The organism is Parvimonas sp. C2, assembly GCF_035282405.1.
Classification (GTDB): Bacteria; Bacillota; Clostridia; order Tissierellales; family Peptoniphilaceae; genus Parvimonas.
Window position 1 is genome coordinate 335,636 of record NZ_JAYKBP010000001.1, and the last position, 17,698, is coordinate 353,333.

Sequence of the window (17,698 nt, forward strand, 5' to 3'; positions counted from 1 at the left end):
TTACTATTGATTTTATTTAATAATTATGATAATATCTATCTAATAAATAATATACTTTTAGTAAGTACCGTATTGCAGTTTTGGAGGTAGATTATGTTTTTCAACTTTACTAGGTATAAAAATGGAGATAGTTTGTGTTTAATAGATTAATAAACGTTTTTTATATATGAATTAGGGAGGAAAATAATATGAAATTAAAATATAAAATATTAGGGTTATTATTGATACTGGGTGCATTTTTTGTAACCAATACTGTGAATGCAAATGAAACAAATACTAGAATAAAGAATGCTTTTAAAATTTTAGATTTAACTAAGGAAAAACTAGAAAAAGAAAATGATACTAAAACAAAATTATGTAATGAAAATATAAATGGTTTCGATAGAAAATTATATAAAAAGAATAATATTATTTATAAGATAAATAATATTTCAGAAATAATATTCGATAGTAATGGAAATCTATTGAATATGGATAGAACATCTGAATTGAAATTAGATAATAATAATAATAGTAGCATATCATTCAACAATATAAAGAAAAAAAATATAATTACTGAAATTACAAAATTGATTCCTGATGGTTTCAGACTCAAAGAAGAGCAAGATTTATTAGATGGTGCTGGAACAAAACTAATTTTTTCAAATGATACAGACAATATTGAAAATAAGTATAATGTAATTATTGTCAGTATTGAAAATTCTACCGGTAGAATTATAACTTATTCAAAAATCGAAGAATTTAACAAAAGAGTTTTGGCAAACATAACAATTCAGGAAGCAAAAAACATTGCTGATGGATATTTACACAAAAATAATGTAGACGCCAACTTTGTAAAAATCAAATTTGTTATAGATAAATTAAAAGAAGACGAAAAACCTAAACCGATTTATAAAGTAATTTATGATAATGAATTTGAAGTCTGGGTTGGTGCAAAGGACGGAAGAGTTTTACTTATTAACGGAGTTAAAAGTTTAGATGGAAAATCTTTTTATATTTCCGAAACTTTTGAGCCTGAAAATGCTGTAAACTTAAGAGAAATATTGAGTATTTTAGGATATAGCACAAGTGTAAATTATTTTTCATCAAGTACTGTAAAAGCTTATTTAAAAGGACATAATTCTTATGGCTTTACTTTTTCGGGACATGGAAGTACTAACTCTATTACTGATAACTCAGGTAATCATGTATCCCCTTCAGATGTCTCCGGAAAATGGAAGTTTGTATTTTTGGATGCTTGCTCAACTGCAGCTAATAATACATGGTCAAATGCTTTTCAAATTTATAATAATTCAAGTAAGATGATTTTTATGGGATGGTTTAAAACTGTCAATATAAAAGTTTCAAATAAATTTTGTAAAAATTTAAATAGATATGTTAAAAGAAATTCTTCAATTTCCTTTTATTCAAATATATGGAATGCGTTGAATGCTACGGATGATTACTACCCATTAAGGTTTAGAGGTGATAAAAGTTGGAATGGAAAAATTTAAACAGCAAATTTATAAAGATATTGAGCGTATTCATTGTACTCTTTTTGATATGTGCTTGTAACAATAAAGAACAAAATAAACCAATTACAACTGTAACTGAAACTGAAACTGAAAAAGCTAATGAAACTACCAAACCTAAAAATTCAATTGAAGTTATGGGTAGCATAGTTATGGATCAAAGTACTAAAAATTTTCATTTTTATATTTCAGATAAAAACGAAAAGGATATTATAAACGAATTTAAAACTCCTTTCTTAGATTTTACTGCTGATTATAAAAGCGGAAATAAAGACAGATATAAAATCGCAATAGAAATACTAGTAAATATAAATGATGATGTTAAATTTGGAATCAGTAGCTATGAAGATTTGAAATCAGGAAAGGAAGTAATCATGGAAAGATATGATCCGAAAGATAAAAATATTGTCGGAACTTTTGAATTAAACAAAGATGAAAAATTATATAATCATGTTCTTAAGTTATGTGATTTGATTATTGAAAAAATCAAGTAATAAATAAGGGACTGCTTTCAGATTAATAATTCTGATACAGTCCCTTAAATTTTTATTGTTTTCTCGGTAAATGTACACTAACTCCTTCAACATCTGCAATAGCTTCATATATTGCTTCTGAGAATGTTGGATGTCCAAATACCATTTTAATTGCTTCTTCAACAATAACTTCTGATTGCATTAAAACTGAAACTTCATTAATCAATTCAGATGCTCTAGGTCCAACAATATGAGCGCCTAAAATTTCGCCATATCTTGCATCAGAAATAATTTTAACCATTCCTGATGAATCTCCATGAGCTAAAGCTCTACCATTTGCTCCATAGTTAAATTTACCAACTTTTACATCATAAGATTTTTTTGCTTCTTCTTCAGTTAAACCTACACTTCCTATTTCAGGATATGTGTAAATTGCTCTTGGAATAATATTGTTATTGTATTTGTCTGATTTACCTTCAACTATTTCTGAAGCAGCAACATATCCCATTTTAAATGCAGCATGTGCAAGAAGATTTTTACCATTAACATCTCCAGGAACATAAATATTCTTTAAACTTGATTGCATTTTTTCATTAGCAACTACATTTCCATTTGAAACTTCAAGATTTACATCTTTTAATGCTGTTAAATCAGCTTCTCTAGTTGTAAGTAAAATTACTTTTGCACTTGCAACTTCTTCTGAACCGGCTAATACTTTTTCTCCGGAAATTTCTGTAATTTCTTTACCAAAGATAAATTTAATTCCTGATTTTTCTAAAGACTTTATTAAAATTGAAGAAACTTCTGAATCTATAACTTCAACCGCTGAATCTTTTCTTTCAACAACAGTCACTTTGCTTCCGAAAGAACTGAATATTTGAGCCATTTCAACTCCAATATAATCTGCTCCGATTATTACTAATGATTCAGGTGCTTCTTTTAAATCTAAAGCTTCATCAGTATCTATAACATTTGAGCTATCTGATCCTTTGATATTTTTAACACATTTAGAACCACCGGCAAAAATCACAGAACCACATACAAGTTCTTTTCCACTTTCTAAAGTAACATTTCCATTTGAATTAATATAAGCTGTTTCTTTAAACATTTCTACTGAATTGCTCTTTAATAAGAATTCAACACCAGCAGTAAGTTTCTTTACGATTGAATTTTTAAATTTTAAAGCCTTTGAAACATCAACAGTAGCTTTATCATTTTCTAAAATAATTCCTCTTTTACTTGATGCTTTAATTCTTTCCAAATCTTCAACATTTTGTAAATATGTTTTTGTTGGAATACATCCTCTATTTAAGCAAGTTCCACCAAATTTATTATTTTCAGCTATTGCAACTTTTGCTCCTTTTTGAGCAGCTTTAATCGCTGAATAATAACCTGCAGGACCAGCACCAATTACAACAACATCATATTCACCATCTTTTAATTCTTTTTTAGTTTCAGCTTTAACTTCAACTACTTTTTCTTCAACCTTTTCTTTTACTTCTTCCTTAACTTCTTCTTTAACAGGTGCTGAAGCAGTTTCAGGTATAACATCTCCTTCATCTCCAATATATGCAATAGTTGTTATTACTGGAACAATCTCTCCATCATGTTTTAATATTTTAAGCAAAGTTCCGGAAGTCTCAGCTTCAATTTCCATATTAACCTTATCAGTCATAATTTCTAAAATTATTTCTCCGGCTTCAACTTTGTCTCCCTCTTTTTTAAGCCATTTTACAATTTGGCCTTCTTCCATTTCACTACCAGCTTTTGGCATTATTACTTCTGTTAACATAATTTTCTCCTCACACTAAACTAAAATTGAAATAGGATTTTCTAAATAATTTTTCAAAGTATTTAAAAACTTCGCAGCTTCCATTCCATCAACAACCCTATGATCAACAGTAATTGATAATTTCATAATAGGTCTTACAATTATTTCTCCATTTACTACAACAGGTTTATCAACAGTTGCACTTACACCTAAAATAGCGCTATTAGGTTGATTTATAATAGGAGCAAAAGAATCAATTCCAAACATTCCTAAGTTACTAATAGTAAATGTACTATCTTCTAATTCTTCTGACTCTAATTTCATTTCAACAGCTTTTTTAGTTAAGTTCTTTAATGAAATCATAAGTTCTCTTAAATTCATTTTCTCAGCATTTTTAACAACCGGAGTTAAAAGTCCACTTTCAAGACCAACAGCCATAGCAAGATTTACATATTTATGAAGTAAAATTTTAGTTCCATCTGCTGATAAACTACAATTTACATATGGATGTTTCATTAAACTCTTCACAGTTGCTAAAGAAATTATATCTGTAATAGTAAGTTTATATCCTGTTTCATCAATTAATTGTTGCATAATATTAGCTCTTAAGTTTTTAACTTCAGTCATATCAACTTCTATATTTGCTACAAAAACTGGAGCTGTGAAATAACTTTCACTCATTCTCTTAGCAACAGTTCTTCTCATCATTGACATTGGAACTTCTTCAACTTCACCATATGATTTTTTAACTTCTTGAGTTTCGATTTGTTGTTCTTCAACTGCTTTTTCTGTAGAAATTACATCTTTATTTGTTAAAAATTCTAAAACATCTTCCTTTAAAATCTTACCATTAACTCCAGTTCCAGTTACCTTAGTTAAATCAACACCTTCAACTTCTGCAATTTTTTTCGCAAGAGAAGAAACTTTAATAATTCCAAAATTTTTAAAATTTAAAACATCTTCTTTTTGAATTCTTCCCTTAGGGCCTGTTCCTTTTAGCAATGATAAGTCGATATTATTTTGCTTAGATAAAAATCTTGCAGCAGGTGTTGCTCTTAATTTTATATCAGACATAATTTCCTCCTATCTATTAACTGCTTTTCTAATTGTATTTTTAATATCTTCAACACTTGGTACAATTACTGCTTCTAAGTTTTTAGCAGAAGGTATATTTGTGTCGGCTCCAGCAAGTCTATAAATTGGTGCATCTAAATAATCAAAAGCATCACTTTCAGCAATTCTAGCTGAAATTTCTCCACCAAATCCACCTGTTTTAAATGAATCATGGCAAAGAACAAGTCTTCCTGTTTTCTTAACAGATTCAACTATCAAGTCTTCATCTAAAGGTACTAATGTTATTGGGTCAACAACTTCTACACTAATTCCTTCAGCTTTTAATTCTTCAGCAGCTTGTAAAGCTCTTTCCAACATTCTTCCCCAAGAAACTAAAGTTACATCTTTGCCTTCAACTTTAACTTCTCCTTTTCCGATTTCAACCATTTCTCCAACCTTAACTTCTCCTTTTCTTCCAAAAAGGGCTTTAGATTCAATGAAAATTACTGGATTATTATCTCTTATTGATGCTTTTAAAATTCCATAAGCATCATTAACTGTTCCAGGAGCAACAACTTTTAAACCCGGAATATGACAGAACCATGATTCAAGAGCCTTGCAGTGTTGAGCAGCGGCTCCAGTACCTGATCCAGACGCACAACGATAAACAACTGGAACACTTACTTCTCCACCCAACATATATCTCATTGGAGCAGCTTCATTTACTATAGCATCCATTGCTATTGTAACAAAATCCATAAAAGTTAAATCAACTATAGGTCTCATTCCAACAGACGCTGCACCTGCGGCAGCTCCTGCTATAGCAGCTTCACTTATAGGACAATCTCTAACTCTTTCTTCTCCAAATTCTTCAAGCATTCCGACAGTAGTTCCGAAATCTCCTCCGAAAATACCAACATCTTCTCCCATTAAAAATACATTTTCATCTCTACGCATTTCTTCGGACATTGCTTCTTTTATTGCTTCACGCAAAGTCATAATCTTTATTTCACTAGCCATAATCTTCTCCTATTAAATAATATTAAGCATAATTGTCAGTACAAGCATCTTTTTCATCTGCTAAAGGTGATTCCTTAGCAAAAGTTATTGCATCAGCGATTACTTTCTTTACACTTTCTTCCATTTCATCAAGTTCACTTTCAGTCGCAATTTTATTTTCAACCAAATATTTTTTAAATGCAACATTAGGATCTTTTTCTTTCCATTCGTCAACTTCTTTTTTATCTCTATATTTTCCTGCATCTGAAGCAGAGTGACCAAACCATCTATAGCTTTTCGCCTCAACTAAAACAGGTCCATTACCTTCCCTAGCGTAATCAAGTGCTTCACTCATAGCATCATAAACATCTAAAACATTATTTCCATCTTCAACATAAATTGACTTTACTTTATATGCATCTGCTCTGTCTACTACTCTTTTAACAGTCATTGATCTTTGTTGAGACATTGAAATACCATAATTATTATTTATTACATAAAATATTAAAGGTAATTTCCAAATTGATGCCATATTTAAACATTCATGAAAACTTCCTTCATTTGTAGCACTTTCTCCCATACAACAAACAACAATATTCCCTGTCTTTTTCATTTTTTGAGCAAGAGCAGCACCTGTACTTAAACCATGGCCACCGCCAACAATACCATTACAACCCATATTGTTTACTTCTAAATTGTAAAGATGCATACTGCCTCCACGACCTTTGCATTGACCGGTAGATTTTCCTAAAATTTCTGCCATCATTTTATTTATATCAATACCTTTTGCAATTGTTTGACCATGTCCTCTATGATTTGAATACATTAAATCTTCTTTTCTCATTGGATAAATAGCACCTACATTCGCAGCTTCTTCCCCAACAGAATAATGTGTCATTCCATGAATAAAACCTCTTGAATATAATTTACTAAGTTCCATATCAAAATGTCTTATAAGTAACATTTTGTCATACATTTCCAAAAGTTCTTTTTTTGTTAATTTTTTTGAACTACTCACAATAAACCTCCAAAATCAAATATCAAAATTATTATTTTGTACTATGTATTTACCTCAAATTAATAAAAAATATCAAAACTTGTTTAATTTTTTAACAATAAAATTTGATAAACATAATAATTGTGATTTAAATCACTATAACTTTTGATTATTTTATTACTTTTTTGTAATCATTTTAATTTTTATATAATTATGATAAAATATATCTGTTAGAAAAATTTTTAAGGAGAATATTATGAAAAAATTTTCAAAAATATTTTTAATATTAATGGCATTTCTTCTAGTGTCATGTTCAAACAATAAAAAAGAAAAAGAAAAACAAAATGATAATTCTAAATCTTCAAATACAGAAATAGTAACGGCGATTAAGAAACAAGAATATAATTTGGATCCAAAACTATCAAATAGTTTAAATAATGACTCAGTAGTATCTCAGCTTTTTGAAGGTCTTACTGAATATTCATCACATGGAAAAATCGCTTTAAATCAGGCTGAAAGTATAGAAAAAAGTGGAGATTTTAAAAAATGGACAATTAAACTTAGAGATAATTTAAAATGGTCTGACGAATCAAATATTACAGCTGAAGATTATGTACAATCTTGGATTAGTATTCTAAACAAAGAGAATAATAATCCTAATGCTTTTAAACTATTTTTTATTAAAGATGCAAAAAATTTATATGATGGAAAGATATCATCTAATGACTTTAAAGGAATTAGGATTACAGATGAAAATACCATAGAAGTCAATATGGAATATCCTGTTAAAAACTTTGATGAAATTCTTTCTAATGTATTTATGTTTCCGACTAAAAAAAATAGCAAGATTGACAAAGAAAATCTTATTACTAATAGTGCCTTTAGATTAAAAAGCTATAATGATGAAGAAATAATTTTAGAACAAAATGAAAATTATTGGGATAATGTAAATACAAAGATTAAAAAAGTAACTTTGAAATTAGTTGAAAATGATATATTGGCCTATCAACTTTTCGACTTAAAACAAATTGACTTTTTCGGTCTTCCATTTTATGAAATCCCTTATGAAAGACGCCTTGATTCCAGCAAAAAGCCGGAACTGCTAAACTTTAAAACTAATATTTTTGAATTTTTAAAATTAGATAAAGATAGTAAAATCTTAAAAAATGATACTTTGAAGAAAAACTTGGAAGCTCTAATAGATTCTAAATTTTTAGCAGAATTTATTTTGTACAATAATTCAGTACCTATTAAGCAAAAAGAAAATTTAGTTTCAGATCAAATTGCCAAATTAAAAAATGAAGTTGACAAAATACTAAAATCTTCAAATTTACAAAATGAAATTCTCACTTTAAAACATAATGGAACAAAGCTATCAGAAAGAATTTTAGCTTCATTATCCAAGGAATGGATTGACAAATACAGAATAAAAGTAAGTATTACAAATAATGGAGATGCATCTATAACACATGCAACCTTCAATATGGGAACAACTGATGAAATGGATATTAAATACTATATAAATCACTATTTACAAAATGATGACTTTTCAAAAATGTACACTTCAATTGAAGATATCAAAAAGGATAATCTCATTTTCCCATTATATAAACGTTCATTTTCAGTACTTGTTCACAACAATATACAAGGGCTATATGTAAGTCCAAATGGGCTATTGTTAATAAAAAATTTATTAAAACAATAATTGGAATTTATATTTTATGATATAATATATCTGATTTAAAAATTATAATATAGGGGTTTAGGTTATGAAAAAAATTTTATTAATTTCAACAGGTGGAACAATAGCGTCAATTCCGACTAACGAGGGATTGACACCAAAAATCAATTCAAAAAAATTACTTGAATATTTAAATTTTACAAAACTGGATTTTGAAATAGATACAGTAAATCTATTAAATGTAGACTCAACAGATATGCAACCTGAACATTGGTTGAAAATAAAAGATGAAATAAAAAATAATTATGAAAAATATGATGGCTTTGTAGTAACTCATGGAACTGATACTATGGCATATACAGCTTCAGCTCTATCATATTTGATACAAAATAGTCAAAAACCTATTGTTTTAACTGGTTCTCAAAAGTCAATAGATATGCATATAACAGATGCAAAAAACAATTTATTAAATAGTCTTTTATATGCCTCAAAAAGCAGTTCAAAAGGTGTAAGTATAGTGTTTGATGGAAAAGTAATTGCAGGAACTAGAGCCAGAAAAGAAAGAACTAAAAGTTTTGATGCCTTTGCATCTGTAAATTTCCCATTTTTAGCAATTATGCAAGATGAAAAAATTTATAGATATATAAACAATGACGAAAATGATAAACAAGTTAAGTTTTATGACTCTCTAAATACTAATGTATTTGTATTAAAACTAATTCCTTCAATGACTGCTAAAATACTACCTGAAATTTTCAAAAATTACGATGCAATAATAATTGAAAGCTTTGGTGTTGGCGGAATTCCAAAAACAATAGAAATAGAATTAAAAAAATTAATTTCAGAATACAGTAATCAAAAAACAATAATAATGACAACTCAAGTGCCTCAAGAGGGCTCTGACGTTGGAGTATATGAAGTTGGAAAGAGAATAAGCTCAATCTCTTACTTAGAGTCTCACAATATGACTACTGAAGCAACTGTTACAAAAATAATGTGGATTTTAGGAAATTTTAGTAATGATTTTGAAACAGTAAAAAAATTATTCTATACAAAAATAAATAACGATATGATATTTAATGAAAATTGAAAAAAAGTTTGTTCAATCCGAACAAACTTTTCTCATATAATATATATATTATATTACTAATGAATATGAAAATCTATTATTTTCCCATCTTTAACTGTTCCTTCTGCTATTGCTTTACGTTTTGTTCCATACTCATTTTTTATTGTTACATCAACCTTTAAAAAACAAGCTCCATCTCTTGATACTTCTTCAGCTCTTAAACCAATTATCCAATGACATTTAAATCCATAAGGAAATAATTTTTTCCCATATGCCTGAAAAACCTTTCTGGCCTCACTTCTTATTTTATCCTCATCTAACTCTTTAAAATCTTCAGGATTTCTATCTTCTCTAATTAGTTCAGGACTAACTGTACAATAAGGGCAATTACCACTTGCAAAGTCACTTATATCAGTTTTTTGTTTATCTGAATTTGTTTTTTTACCCATTAATCCACTTACATTGGAAATAATATAATTTTTTCCATCAAAAGTAATATCTAAACTAGTATTGAAATAAAGTTTGTAAGAAGTCTTTAATTCAATATTTTCAATATGCCAAGTTTTCTCATCTTTAGCAGTCCAATTGCCATCTTTTTCAATTTTTATATGATATTCTGGCTTTTCTGCATAACTATGAAATTTATTAATATCATATGTATTTCCATCTTTTTTAAATACATCTGTTGAATATCCATTGGTAAATGCTACAACAACAGCTCTTCTTGCATTTTCTTTAGGAAATGTTGTTTCTAAAGATTCACTATTTTTTTCAGAAATATCTGATTCTTTATTATTTTCATTTTCTTTAGATTCTTGCACTTCTTCTTTCTTTTTTTCATCAGCAAGTTCTTTAATTCTAACTTTATCATTATTACAATGTATTTGATAATTTAGCTTGGTATCTTCTTTTATTAGAAACTCTACTTTTCCTTCTACACTTTTATCATCTTTATTTTTAAAAACTAAAGTATGTTTCCCATCAGTAAGTTTAACTATATCAACATAATTTTCTCCATGTTTTATGGTAGCCACTTTCTCATCATCAATATAAACATCTACATCATACTTGCTAAAAATTAAGTTTCCATCACATTTTACATTAATCTCAACATTGAATTTTGGTAAATTTGGATCCTCTTCTTTCTTTACTAAATCATCTCCACAAGATACAGTAAATATAACAAAAACTATACCTAAAATAAGTTTAAAAAATTTTTTCATTTAAATCCTCCATATTCCGTATATTATATAACTGCATTATATCATATATATATATATATCAATAATAACTCAAAAAATTCCACGAAAAAACTCAGGCAATCAAACAGCCTGAGTTTTTTTGATAAATTTTATAGGTGAGTTGTGTATTAAATTAACATATTTCTAGTTCTTAATTAAAATATTCCTAACCCTGCAACAAATATAATTATTAATGCTATTGGCAATAAATAAGCTATTGGTTTGAAGAATTCAGGAACTCTTATTTTCTTTGCCCCAGCATTAACTTCTTCTCTGAAGTTATCAAACTTCCAAACAAATAATACATAAAGTATTAATGCTATTGCTCCAAGTGGCATCATTATATTACCTGATAGATAATCTGCAAAGTCGAATAAATTCTTTCCTATAATTTTAACACCCTTCATTACATTCAATCCGAATATTGTGAAAAGTCCAACTATAAAGATTGATGTTAAAGCACAAACAGCTCCCTTAGCTCTTGATAATTTTAGCATATCTGAAAATGAAGAACTAATTGGTTCCAAATATCCTAAAGCACTTGATAATGCTGCAAAGAACATTAATAAGAAAAACATAAATCCAAATACTTGTCCAAATGGCATATTCATAAATACATTTGACATTGTAACAAATAGTAAGTTAGAACCTGAATCTGGTTTTAAACCTAATGCAAAAACTGCAGGGAATGTAGCAAAACCAGCTATTAATGCAGCTAATGTATCAAAACCAACTACCATTAATCCATCTTCAGGAATATTAGAATCTTTCTTTAAATATGAACCATATACGAAAGCTCCACCACTTGCTATACCTACTGAGAAGAAACATTGTCCAAGTGCAGTAAGGAATGTTTGAGGAGTTACTTTTGAGAAGTCAACATTTAAATACCATTTAATACCTTCTCCAGCTCCTGGTAATGTTACGGATCTTATAACTACTATAATTAACATAATAAATAATGCTGGCATCATAAACTTACAAGCTTTTTCAAGACCAGAGTTTAAGTTTTTAGCTGCAATTACACCAATTATAACAGTACAAATGAAAGTCCATAATAATAGTTGAGTAGGACTAGCCATCAATTCATTAAAATTAGCTGTAAATTGTTCTGCTGTAAATCCTTTCATAGCTCCAGTAAGCATTTTAACAATATAAGCCATTATCCAACCCATAATGTTTATATAGTAAGTTAAAATGAAGAATGCACTTAAAACTCCAAGCCATCCAAAACTTACCCATGGACTTCCTTTTTTAGTTAACTTTCTCATACCAACTATTGGGCTTGACATTGCTTTTCTACCTAAAGTAACTTCCATATAAAACAAAGGAATCCCAATAACTATACAAATAGCTAAATAGATCAGTACGAATGCTCCACCACCGTTTGTTCCAACTAGGTAAGGAAAACGCCAAACGTTTCCAAGACCAATTGAAAATCCAGCTGCAGCCATAATGTAACCAAACCTACTATTCCAATTACTTCTGTTTTCTTCCATAAATTTATCCTCCTATAATTTTAGAGTAACACTCCACTTACAGAACAGTCTGTAAGTGGAATGTATTTTATTACAAATTTTTCTTTAGAAAAATTTTGCTTCATTTATAGTTGTTGCTAAAGAGTCAACTGCTCTTTCAACTAAATCTCTTCTAACTGCATATTCTTTATCTTTTTCTAAACTTGCATCCCCTACTGGATATGGAATTGCAACTGTAGGTACAATTCTATTAGCTCCTACTGATTTTGAAATAGTAACAATTGTAGCCATATGAACAATTGGTATACCATATCTTTCGATTTCTTTTACTATCGTTGCCCCGCAACGTGTACAAGTACCTCAAGTAGAAGTTAGTATAACACCGTCAACTCCGGCTTCTTTTAATTCTTTTCCTATTTCAACACCAAATTTTATAGAATTTCCAACTGCTGTACCTGTTCCAGTAGTAGTATAGAAATATTTATAAACTCCACCAATTTTTCCTTCTTTTTCCATTTCCTTTAGAATATCTACAGGAGCTACTCTATCAGGAAGTTCATTAGCATAAACTGGATCGTAACCACCATGGATAGTACAATAATCTTTTCCTAATCCATCTATTGCAGAAATATCATATTTACCCCATTTTTGAGCTGATGCAGATTGGATTTTATCAGGGTTTCCTAATGGAACAATACCACCAGTTGTAACAACTGCAATAACAGCTTTTGATAAGTCTGCAATGGCTTTTGCAGGTTCTACTTTGTCAAATACTGGCATTGGAAGTTCTGTTTCAAATTCTTCTCCTCTTAATCTCTTCATCAACATATCAGTTGCTCTTACAGCACCAATTTTTTCAGATAAAACAGTTAGTCTCTTACCTTGAGCAAAATATCCATCTACTAAAGGTTTAACAACTTCACCATTTAATAATTTTAAAGTTAATTTTCCCATTACTGGAAGTGCTTTACTCATTGAACTAGCAACATTTCCTGTTGGCACTACATAAGCGATTGACTTACAAGCGTCAAGTCCTGGGTTTTCTTCATACATTCCTGTAACAACTGGGATATTGTAATTCTCTGTTACAAATTTTGCAACTCCAGCACAAGCCATACCATATCTACCAGCATTAAATGCAGGTCCTGCTACAACAATGTCAGGATTAACTTTATCCATTACTTCTTTTATAAATTTTAAAGATTCATCTAAATTTTCATTAAAGAAGTTATCACCACAAATAATTGTTCCAACAACTTTTGCATCTTCTCCTAAACTTCTTTCAAAACCCATTGCAGGTCCAACTGCCTTTTCATCAAAAGTTGGAGCTACATGAGCCATTTCTTCTCCACCAATTTGTCCAAAAAATTGGTTGATATAATATAATACTTTTTTACTCAAAACTCTCACCCCTCTTAGTATAATTCAACAGTTGCATTGTGATAACCTATTTCGGAAGTAGCTCCTATAACGGCATTCAATTCACATTCAAGAGTTCCAGTTTCAGGATTATATGCTCCATCCCAACCACCTGCTAAATTAGCAATAGCTTCTGAATCTCCTAATACTTTATCAGCTTTTTCTAAATGAACAACATGGCTTACATTACCTGTTGAAACAACAGCAACTGATTCTTTTGATGTATCTGTTAATGGTTGACTCATTCCATCCCAACCTGAACATTCATCTGTTACAAGAACAGTTTTGATACCTTGTTTTTCAAGTCTTGTACAAATCATTACTAAGTCTGAGTCTGGGTTTCCGTAACCTTCTTCACTTACTATTACACCATTAGCTCCTAATAGTTTACAAAGTTTAGCAGTATAATCACAACATCTGAATTTTCCTGCTAAAGTTGTAAGTTCTGGAGTTAATACAACACCAACGAAATTAATATCTTTTCCATGTCTGTTGTATAAATCTAAGATACAAGCATTATTTTGATGTTGGTAAGTAGTAATCTTATCACATGCAGCAACACAGTTTCCACTTATTACAGCTCCATCTAATTCTTCATTTGGATGAATTAATGTAGGTAAAGTTTGTCTTGTACATGTTCCATAAATATATCCGTCATGAAGTAATCCTTGTGAAATTAACATTTCAACATAAACTACTTTTGGTAAATTAGGATATTTTTTAGTTTCTTCATCATTATCGCCTATGCCATATTCAACAGTTTCATCAATCTTAGCATTTCTTCCTGCTTCACCGATTAATTCACTTGCTTTAAGTCCAACAAGTCTAACAACTTCTTCATGTTCATGTGGATGTAATCCATCAACAACTTTAATATCTACTACGATATTATATGTTCTAGAAAATGGAGTCCATTTTGCTCCTTCTCCCCACATATCAATAACACCTTCTTGGAAACCTACAATGTCTCCAATTGTAACAACTGCTGCTCCATAAAGTACATTAACAACACCTTCTCCTAATTGAGCAACATCAGTTGTAACTCCTGCAAATCCTTTAGCACCTTCAATTTTTACTCTAGGTTCAATAACATCCTTTACAGGTATAATTCTTGCCTTTTCACCAGGTTTTGCAAAGTCAATATCAATATCTTTTACTCCTGGTTCTTTCTTTAATTCATTAACAATTTCTTCTTTGTTAATAAATAAAGTATGATTTTCTACTTTAGTTTCTTCACCAAATGCCAAATCCTTAATGAAGATTCTGTTCATTTTAAGCTTCAAAATACCACCTCCAATTATTTTTCTAGTTTACTTAGCATCCTATATTCTTCTAATGCACTTTCAACTAGTGTTAAATCGACAATTTCATAATCTTTAACATTTTTGAAATCAACATTTCTATTCTTCATTGTTAAATTATATTTGTCAATTGCTTCTTCAATGATTAAAATGCTATTTTCATCAAAACCGTTACCGTCTTCAATAACTATACTTCTAATTGAAGAAAAAACCATTCTGATACTAGCTGGCAAAGGATGACTTACTAAGGAGCATCCTTTATGTATTAAATCTCTTGTAGCAATTAAAACATCAATATAACTTCCATCAACAAATTCAACACAATCAAATTTTTCTTTTACTAAAGAATTGTTTGATACAATTTTCAAACTCAAATAAATCACTTCCTCTGTTAATTGTATTATAATATATTATTTTTTGTATTTCAAAAGTATTTTATAAGTTTTTTATAAGTTGAAAATGTTAAATATATAATTTTCATACAATAAATATTGATTTTTAGCTATAATTTCGAATATAAAAAAATTTTATGAAAATATATTTTTTCATGAATAAAAATTGCAAAAATGTAATAATTAGTGAAATTTTTCCATTGATAAATTTATTATCTATTTTTTAAACAATTAAATTTATTTATAAGCACAAACACAACTCCATCTTCTAATATTTTGCACCATTTGGAGCTATAAAATATTCTTACTCTGTAATAAAAAAAGCGATTAGTTAATCTAATCACTTCAAATTTTTATAATAATGCTGATTTTATCTTTTCTACAAAATCCTCAATATGCTCCTTTGCATATTTTTCAGCCATCTCTTCATCTTTATTTTCAAATGCTTCTACAATTTTCTTAAATGTCCTTGTAAAAATCTCCATATCACTGAAATATATATCACAATAATGCCATAATCTTTCCGTTTGACAATGCAAACTGGATAATATATCTATAAGCCAAGGATTAGCACAAGATTTTGTAACAATTTTGTGAAATTCTTCGTCAAGCAAAATTGCTTCTTGATAATCTTTTGTTGTATCATAAGTTTCTAAGGTTGAAACTATTTCTCTAAGTCTCTTTTTATCTTCATCCGTTAATTTTGAAACTGCAAGTTTTGTAGCAAGTGGATCTAAAACTTTTGTAACTTCAAATAATGATTTTATATTTAAAAAGTTCAAAGTTGCCACCTGAACTCCATATCTTGGAACAATATCAACTAACTTTATAGACTCTAATTGTTGAAATACAGTTCTAATTGGAGTCCTACTAACCCCAAACTCTTCGGATAATTCAATTTCATTTAAAATTTTTCCAGGTTCATATTGTAATGTTACAATTCTTTCTTTTAAGGTATTAAAAATATCTTCCTTTGTTCTCCCTCTTTTATTCATAAAACATCTCCTACATTAACTCAATCATATGTCTTATTATATCCATTGATTCAGTTCCTAAAACACAAATTTCATACATTTTATTTCTTTTTAAATCAATAATCTGACAATTTGTTTCTTCACAATTCATATCATTTTGTTCTTGTGTCGAAACATAGCCATATTCGTCATCTAAATTTTCAAAACCTAAAAAGAATTTATTTTCGTTAATTGTATCAAAAATCAAAATTTTAAACTCATCTGAACTTTTTTCAGATAAGTATTTCTCATCAAAATCAAAACCATTTGGACTTCCATATTCACTTAAAAATATAGCATTATCAGTTGTTAAATAGCCTTTAATTTTACCATTATATTCAAACCAACTTGGTATTCTTAATGAAAAGTCCAAATCTTTTAAAAATTTATCATAAAAATGATATCCAACCTCATATCTAACTTTTCTATATGCAAAATTTGATGTTGAAAATTTATTAACCCCTAAGTATTTATATATTTCTCTAGAATATTTTTGTGGTAAGTGTATTATTACATTATTTTCGATTAAATTTTCAAACATAAACATAACCATAGATAATCTTTCATCAAAATCGTCAACCAATGTCAAATCTTTTAAATTATTCCAAATATGATAAAGCAGATAATTTTCATCAGAATAAGGATCTACTACTTTTTCATTAAATAAGAATACTCTTTTTCTAATAGCTTCAATATCATTTTTATACAAATCCTCAAACTCAGAAAGAGAAACTACTCCCATATAAGTACAAATGTAGTCCTCTGTAGTTATGGGATAAACTTTTTTATTATCCATAAATATTGACTTAATTCTTATATTATCTTTGTTAGTTAAAATAAGTCTTGCTCTATCATCAAACCATTGATTAAACAGTTCTTTAAGCTTTTCTAAATTATTATCTGTATAGAAGCCTGTGTCGTCTTTAATTTCAAATTCACAACCTAAAAAAGAAAATAGTTCATTTATAAAATCTAGAACTAAAACATGAAAACCAAGCCCATAATAACAAGTTTCCGTTTTCATTTCTATTTTTTCATCAATTTTAAAATTTAAAGCAAGATAAGGAATAATTTCAAAATTTAGTATCATCGAACCATCAATTTCTTCAAGAGAAAATCCATAATTTTCATTTTCTGCAAATTCATCGATTTTTTCTAAAAATTCATCTATATCGCATTGAAATTTAACACTTATTCCAAAATTTTTCATAATACACCTCTATCTAAAAATCAAATCACGCTATTTTATTTTATCACAGATTGCAAACAATATCAAACTGTTATTAGAACTATTTTTTGT

The 17,698-nt window shown here is 28.6% G+C and carries 15 protein-coding genes; 4 read left to right on the forward strand and 11 right to left on the reverse strand.

The window, feature by feature from the left end; all coding sequences use genetic code 11:
* The first annotated feature begins 188 nt into the window (after positions 1–188).
* Together VJI95_RS01600 and VJI95_RS01605 are read left to right on the forward strand one after the other, a co-directional pair.
* Positions 189–1,493 (forward strand): hypothetical protein, encoded by a 1,305-nt coding sequence (locus VJI95_RS01600; RefSeq protein ID WP_324010006.1) that lies wholly within the window; start codon positions 189–191, stop codon positions 1,491–1,493.
* Positions 1,475–2,005 carry a hypothetical protein gene (locus VJI95_RS01605; protein WP_324010007.1) on the forward strand — a complete coding sequence of 177 codons (531 nt, stop codon included), beginning with the start codon at positions 1,475–1,477 and terminating at the stop codon, positions 2,003–2,005. The genes VJI95_RS01600 and VJI95_RS01605 overlap by 19 nt, the downstream gene beginning before the upstream one ends.
* 52 nt (positions 2,006–2,057) lie before the next feature.
* On the opposite strand, the gene lpdA is transcribed toward VJI95_RS01605, so the two are convergent.
* From lpdA to VJI95_RS01625, 4 genes are read right to left on the reverse strand one after another with little or no spacing between them, the layout of a single operon-like run.
* On the reverse strand, positions 2,058–3,776 hold the full coding sequence (lpdA, locus tag VJI95_RS01610; RefSeq protein ID WP_324010008.1) for a dihydrolipoyl dehydrogenase: 1,719 nt from the start codon (positions 3,774–3,776) through the stop codon (positions 2,058–2,060).
* Between the two features lie 15 nt (positions 3,777–3,791).
* A complete protein-coding gene (locus VJI95_RS01615) occupies positions 3,792–4,829 on the reverse strand; it encodes a dihydrolipoamide acetyltransferase (RefSeq protein ID WP_004833153.1) in 1,038 nt (345 codons plus the stop codon).
* Positions 4,830–4,838: 9 nt separating this feature from the next.
* Complete coding sequence (locus VJI95_RS01620; protein ID WP_324010009.1) at positions 4,839–5,828, reverse strand: alpha-ketoacid dehydrogenase subunit beta; 990 nt, start codon at positions 5,826–5,828, stop codon at positions 4,839–4,841.
* Between the two features lie 22 nt (positions 5,829–5,850).
* Positions 5,851–6,825 carry a thiamine pyrophosphate-dependent dehydrogenase E1 component subunit alpha gene (locus tag VJI95_RS01625; protein ID WP_324010010.1) on the reverse strand — a complete coding sequence of 325 codons (975 nt, stop codon included), beginning with the start codon at positions 6,823–6,825 and terminating at the stop codon, positions 5,851–5,853.
* Between the two features lie 235 nt (positions 6,826–7,060).
* On the opposite strand from VJI95_RS01625, the gene VJI95_RS01630 reads away from it, so the two are divergent.
* A complete protein-coding gene (locus tag VJI95_RS01630) occupies positions 7,061–8,509 on the forward strand; it encodes an ABC transporter substrate-binding protein (protein ID WP_324010011.1) in 1,449 nt (482 codons plus the stop codon).
* A gap of 64 nt (positions 8,510–8,573) precedes the next feature.
* Positions 8,574–9,575: an asparaginase gene (locus tag VJI95_RS01635; RefSeq protein WP_324010012.1), complete on the forward strand. Its 1,002-nt coding sequence runs from the start codon at positions 8,574–8,576 to the stop codon at positions 9,573–9,575.
* Between the two features lie 56 nt (positions 9,576–9,631).
* Here the strand turns inward: VJI95_RS01635 and VJI95_RS01640 are convergent, their stop codons facing one another.
* From VJI95_RS01640 to VJI95_RS01670, 7 genes are all read right to left on the reverse strand, one after another.
* Positions 9,632–10,777: a hypothetical protein gene (locus tag VJI95_RS01640; protein WP_324010013.1), complete on the reverse strand. Its 1,146-nt coding sequence runs from the start codon at positions 10,775–10,777 to the stop codon at positions 9,632–9,634.
* A gap of 173 nt (positions 10,778–10,950) precedes the next feature.
* Positions 10,951–12,294: a sodium-dependent transporter gene (locus VJI95_RS01645; RefSeq protein WP_324010014.1), complete on the reverse strand. Its 1,344-nt coding sequence runs from the start codon at positions 12,292–12,294 to the stop codon at positions 10,951–10,953.
* Between the two features lie 84 nt (positions 12,295–12,378).
* Complete coding sequence (locus tag VJI95_RS01650) at positions 12,379–13,674, reverse strand: glycine/betaine/sarcosine/D-proline family reductase selenoprotein B (RefSeq protein ID WP_324010015.1); 1,296 nt, start codon at positions 13,672–13,674, stop codon at positions 12,379–12,381.
* A 14-nt stretch (positions 13,675–13,688) separates the two neighbouring features.
* Entirely contained in the window at positions 13,689–14,975 is a 1,287-nt protein-coding gene (locus tag VJI95_RS01655) for a glycine/sarcosine/betaine reductase component B subunit (RefSeq protein ID WP_324010016.1), read from the reverse strand.
* Positions 14,976–14,989: 14 nt separating this feature from the next.
* Complete coding sequence (locus VJI95_RS01660) at positions 14,990–15,367, reverse strand: GrdX family protein (protein ID WP_323998680.1); 378 nt, start codon at positions 15,365–15,367, stop codon at positions 14,990–14,992.
* Positions 15,368–15,738: 371 nt separating this feature from the next.
* The gene (locus VJI95_RS01665) at positions 15,739–16,380 is read right to left on the reverse strand and encodes a GntR family transcriptional regulator (RefSeq protein ID WP_323998682.1); all 642 of its coding nucleotides are present in this window, start codon (positions 16,378–16,380) and stop codon (positions 15,739–15,741) included.
* 10 nt (positions 16,381–16,390) lie between these two features.
* Complete coding sequence (locus tag VJI95_RS01670; RefSeq protein ID WP_324010017.1) at positions 16,391–17,608, reverse strand: hypothetical protein; 1,218 nt, start codon at positions 17,606–17,608, stop codon at positions 16,391–16,393.
* Positions 17,609–17,698 lie beyond the last annotated feature (90 nt).

What these genes read in the sequence shown, in the direction of transcription:
- VJI95_RS01600 (WP_324010006.1), top strand. Translation starts at nt 189, where the DNA reads ATGAAATTAAAATATAAAATATTAGGGTTATTATTGATACTGGGTGCA.
- VJI95_RS01635 (WP_324010012.1), top strand. Translation starts at nt 8,574, where the DNA reads ATGAAAAAAATTTTATTAATTTCAACAGGTGGAACAATAGCGTCAATT.
- lpdA (WP_324010008.1), bottom strand. Translation starts at nt 3,776, where the DNA reads ATGTTAACAGAAGTAATAATGCCAAAAGCTGGTAGTGAAATGGAAGAA.
- VJI95_RS01645 (WP_324010014.1), bottom strand. Translation starts at nt 12,294, where the DNA reads ATGGAAGAAAACAGAAGTAATTGGAATAGTAGGTTTGGTTACATTATG.
- VJI95_RS01630 (WP_324010011.1), top strand. Translation starts at nt 7,061, where the DNA reads ATGAAAAAATTTTCAAAAATATTTTTAATATTAATGGCATTTCTTCTA.
- VJI95_RS01670 (WP_324010017.1), bottom strand. Translation starts at nt 17,608, where the DNA reads ATGAAAAATTTTGGAATAAGTGTTAAATTTCAATGCGATATAGATGAA.
- VJI95_RS01620 (WP_324010009.1), bottom strand. Translation starts at nt 5,828, where the DNA reads ATGGCTAGTGAAATAAAGATTATGACTTTGCGTGAAGCAATAAAAGAA.
- VJI95_RS01665 (WP_323998682.1), bottom strand. Translation starts at nt 16,380, where the DNA reads ATGAATAAAAGAGGGAGAACAAAGGAAGATATTTTTAATACCTTAAAA.
- VJI95_RS01615 (WP_004833153.1), bottom strand. Translation starts at nt 4,829, where the DNA reads ATGTCTGATATAAAATTAAGAGCAACACCTGCTGCAAGATTTTTATCT.
- VJI95_RS01640 (WP_324010013.1), bottom strand. Translation starts at nt 10,777, where the DNA reads ATGAAAAAATTTTTTAAACTTATTTTAGGTATAGTTTTTGTTATATTT.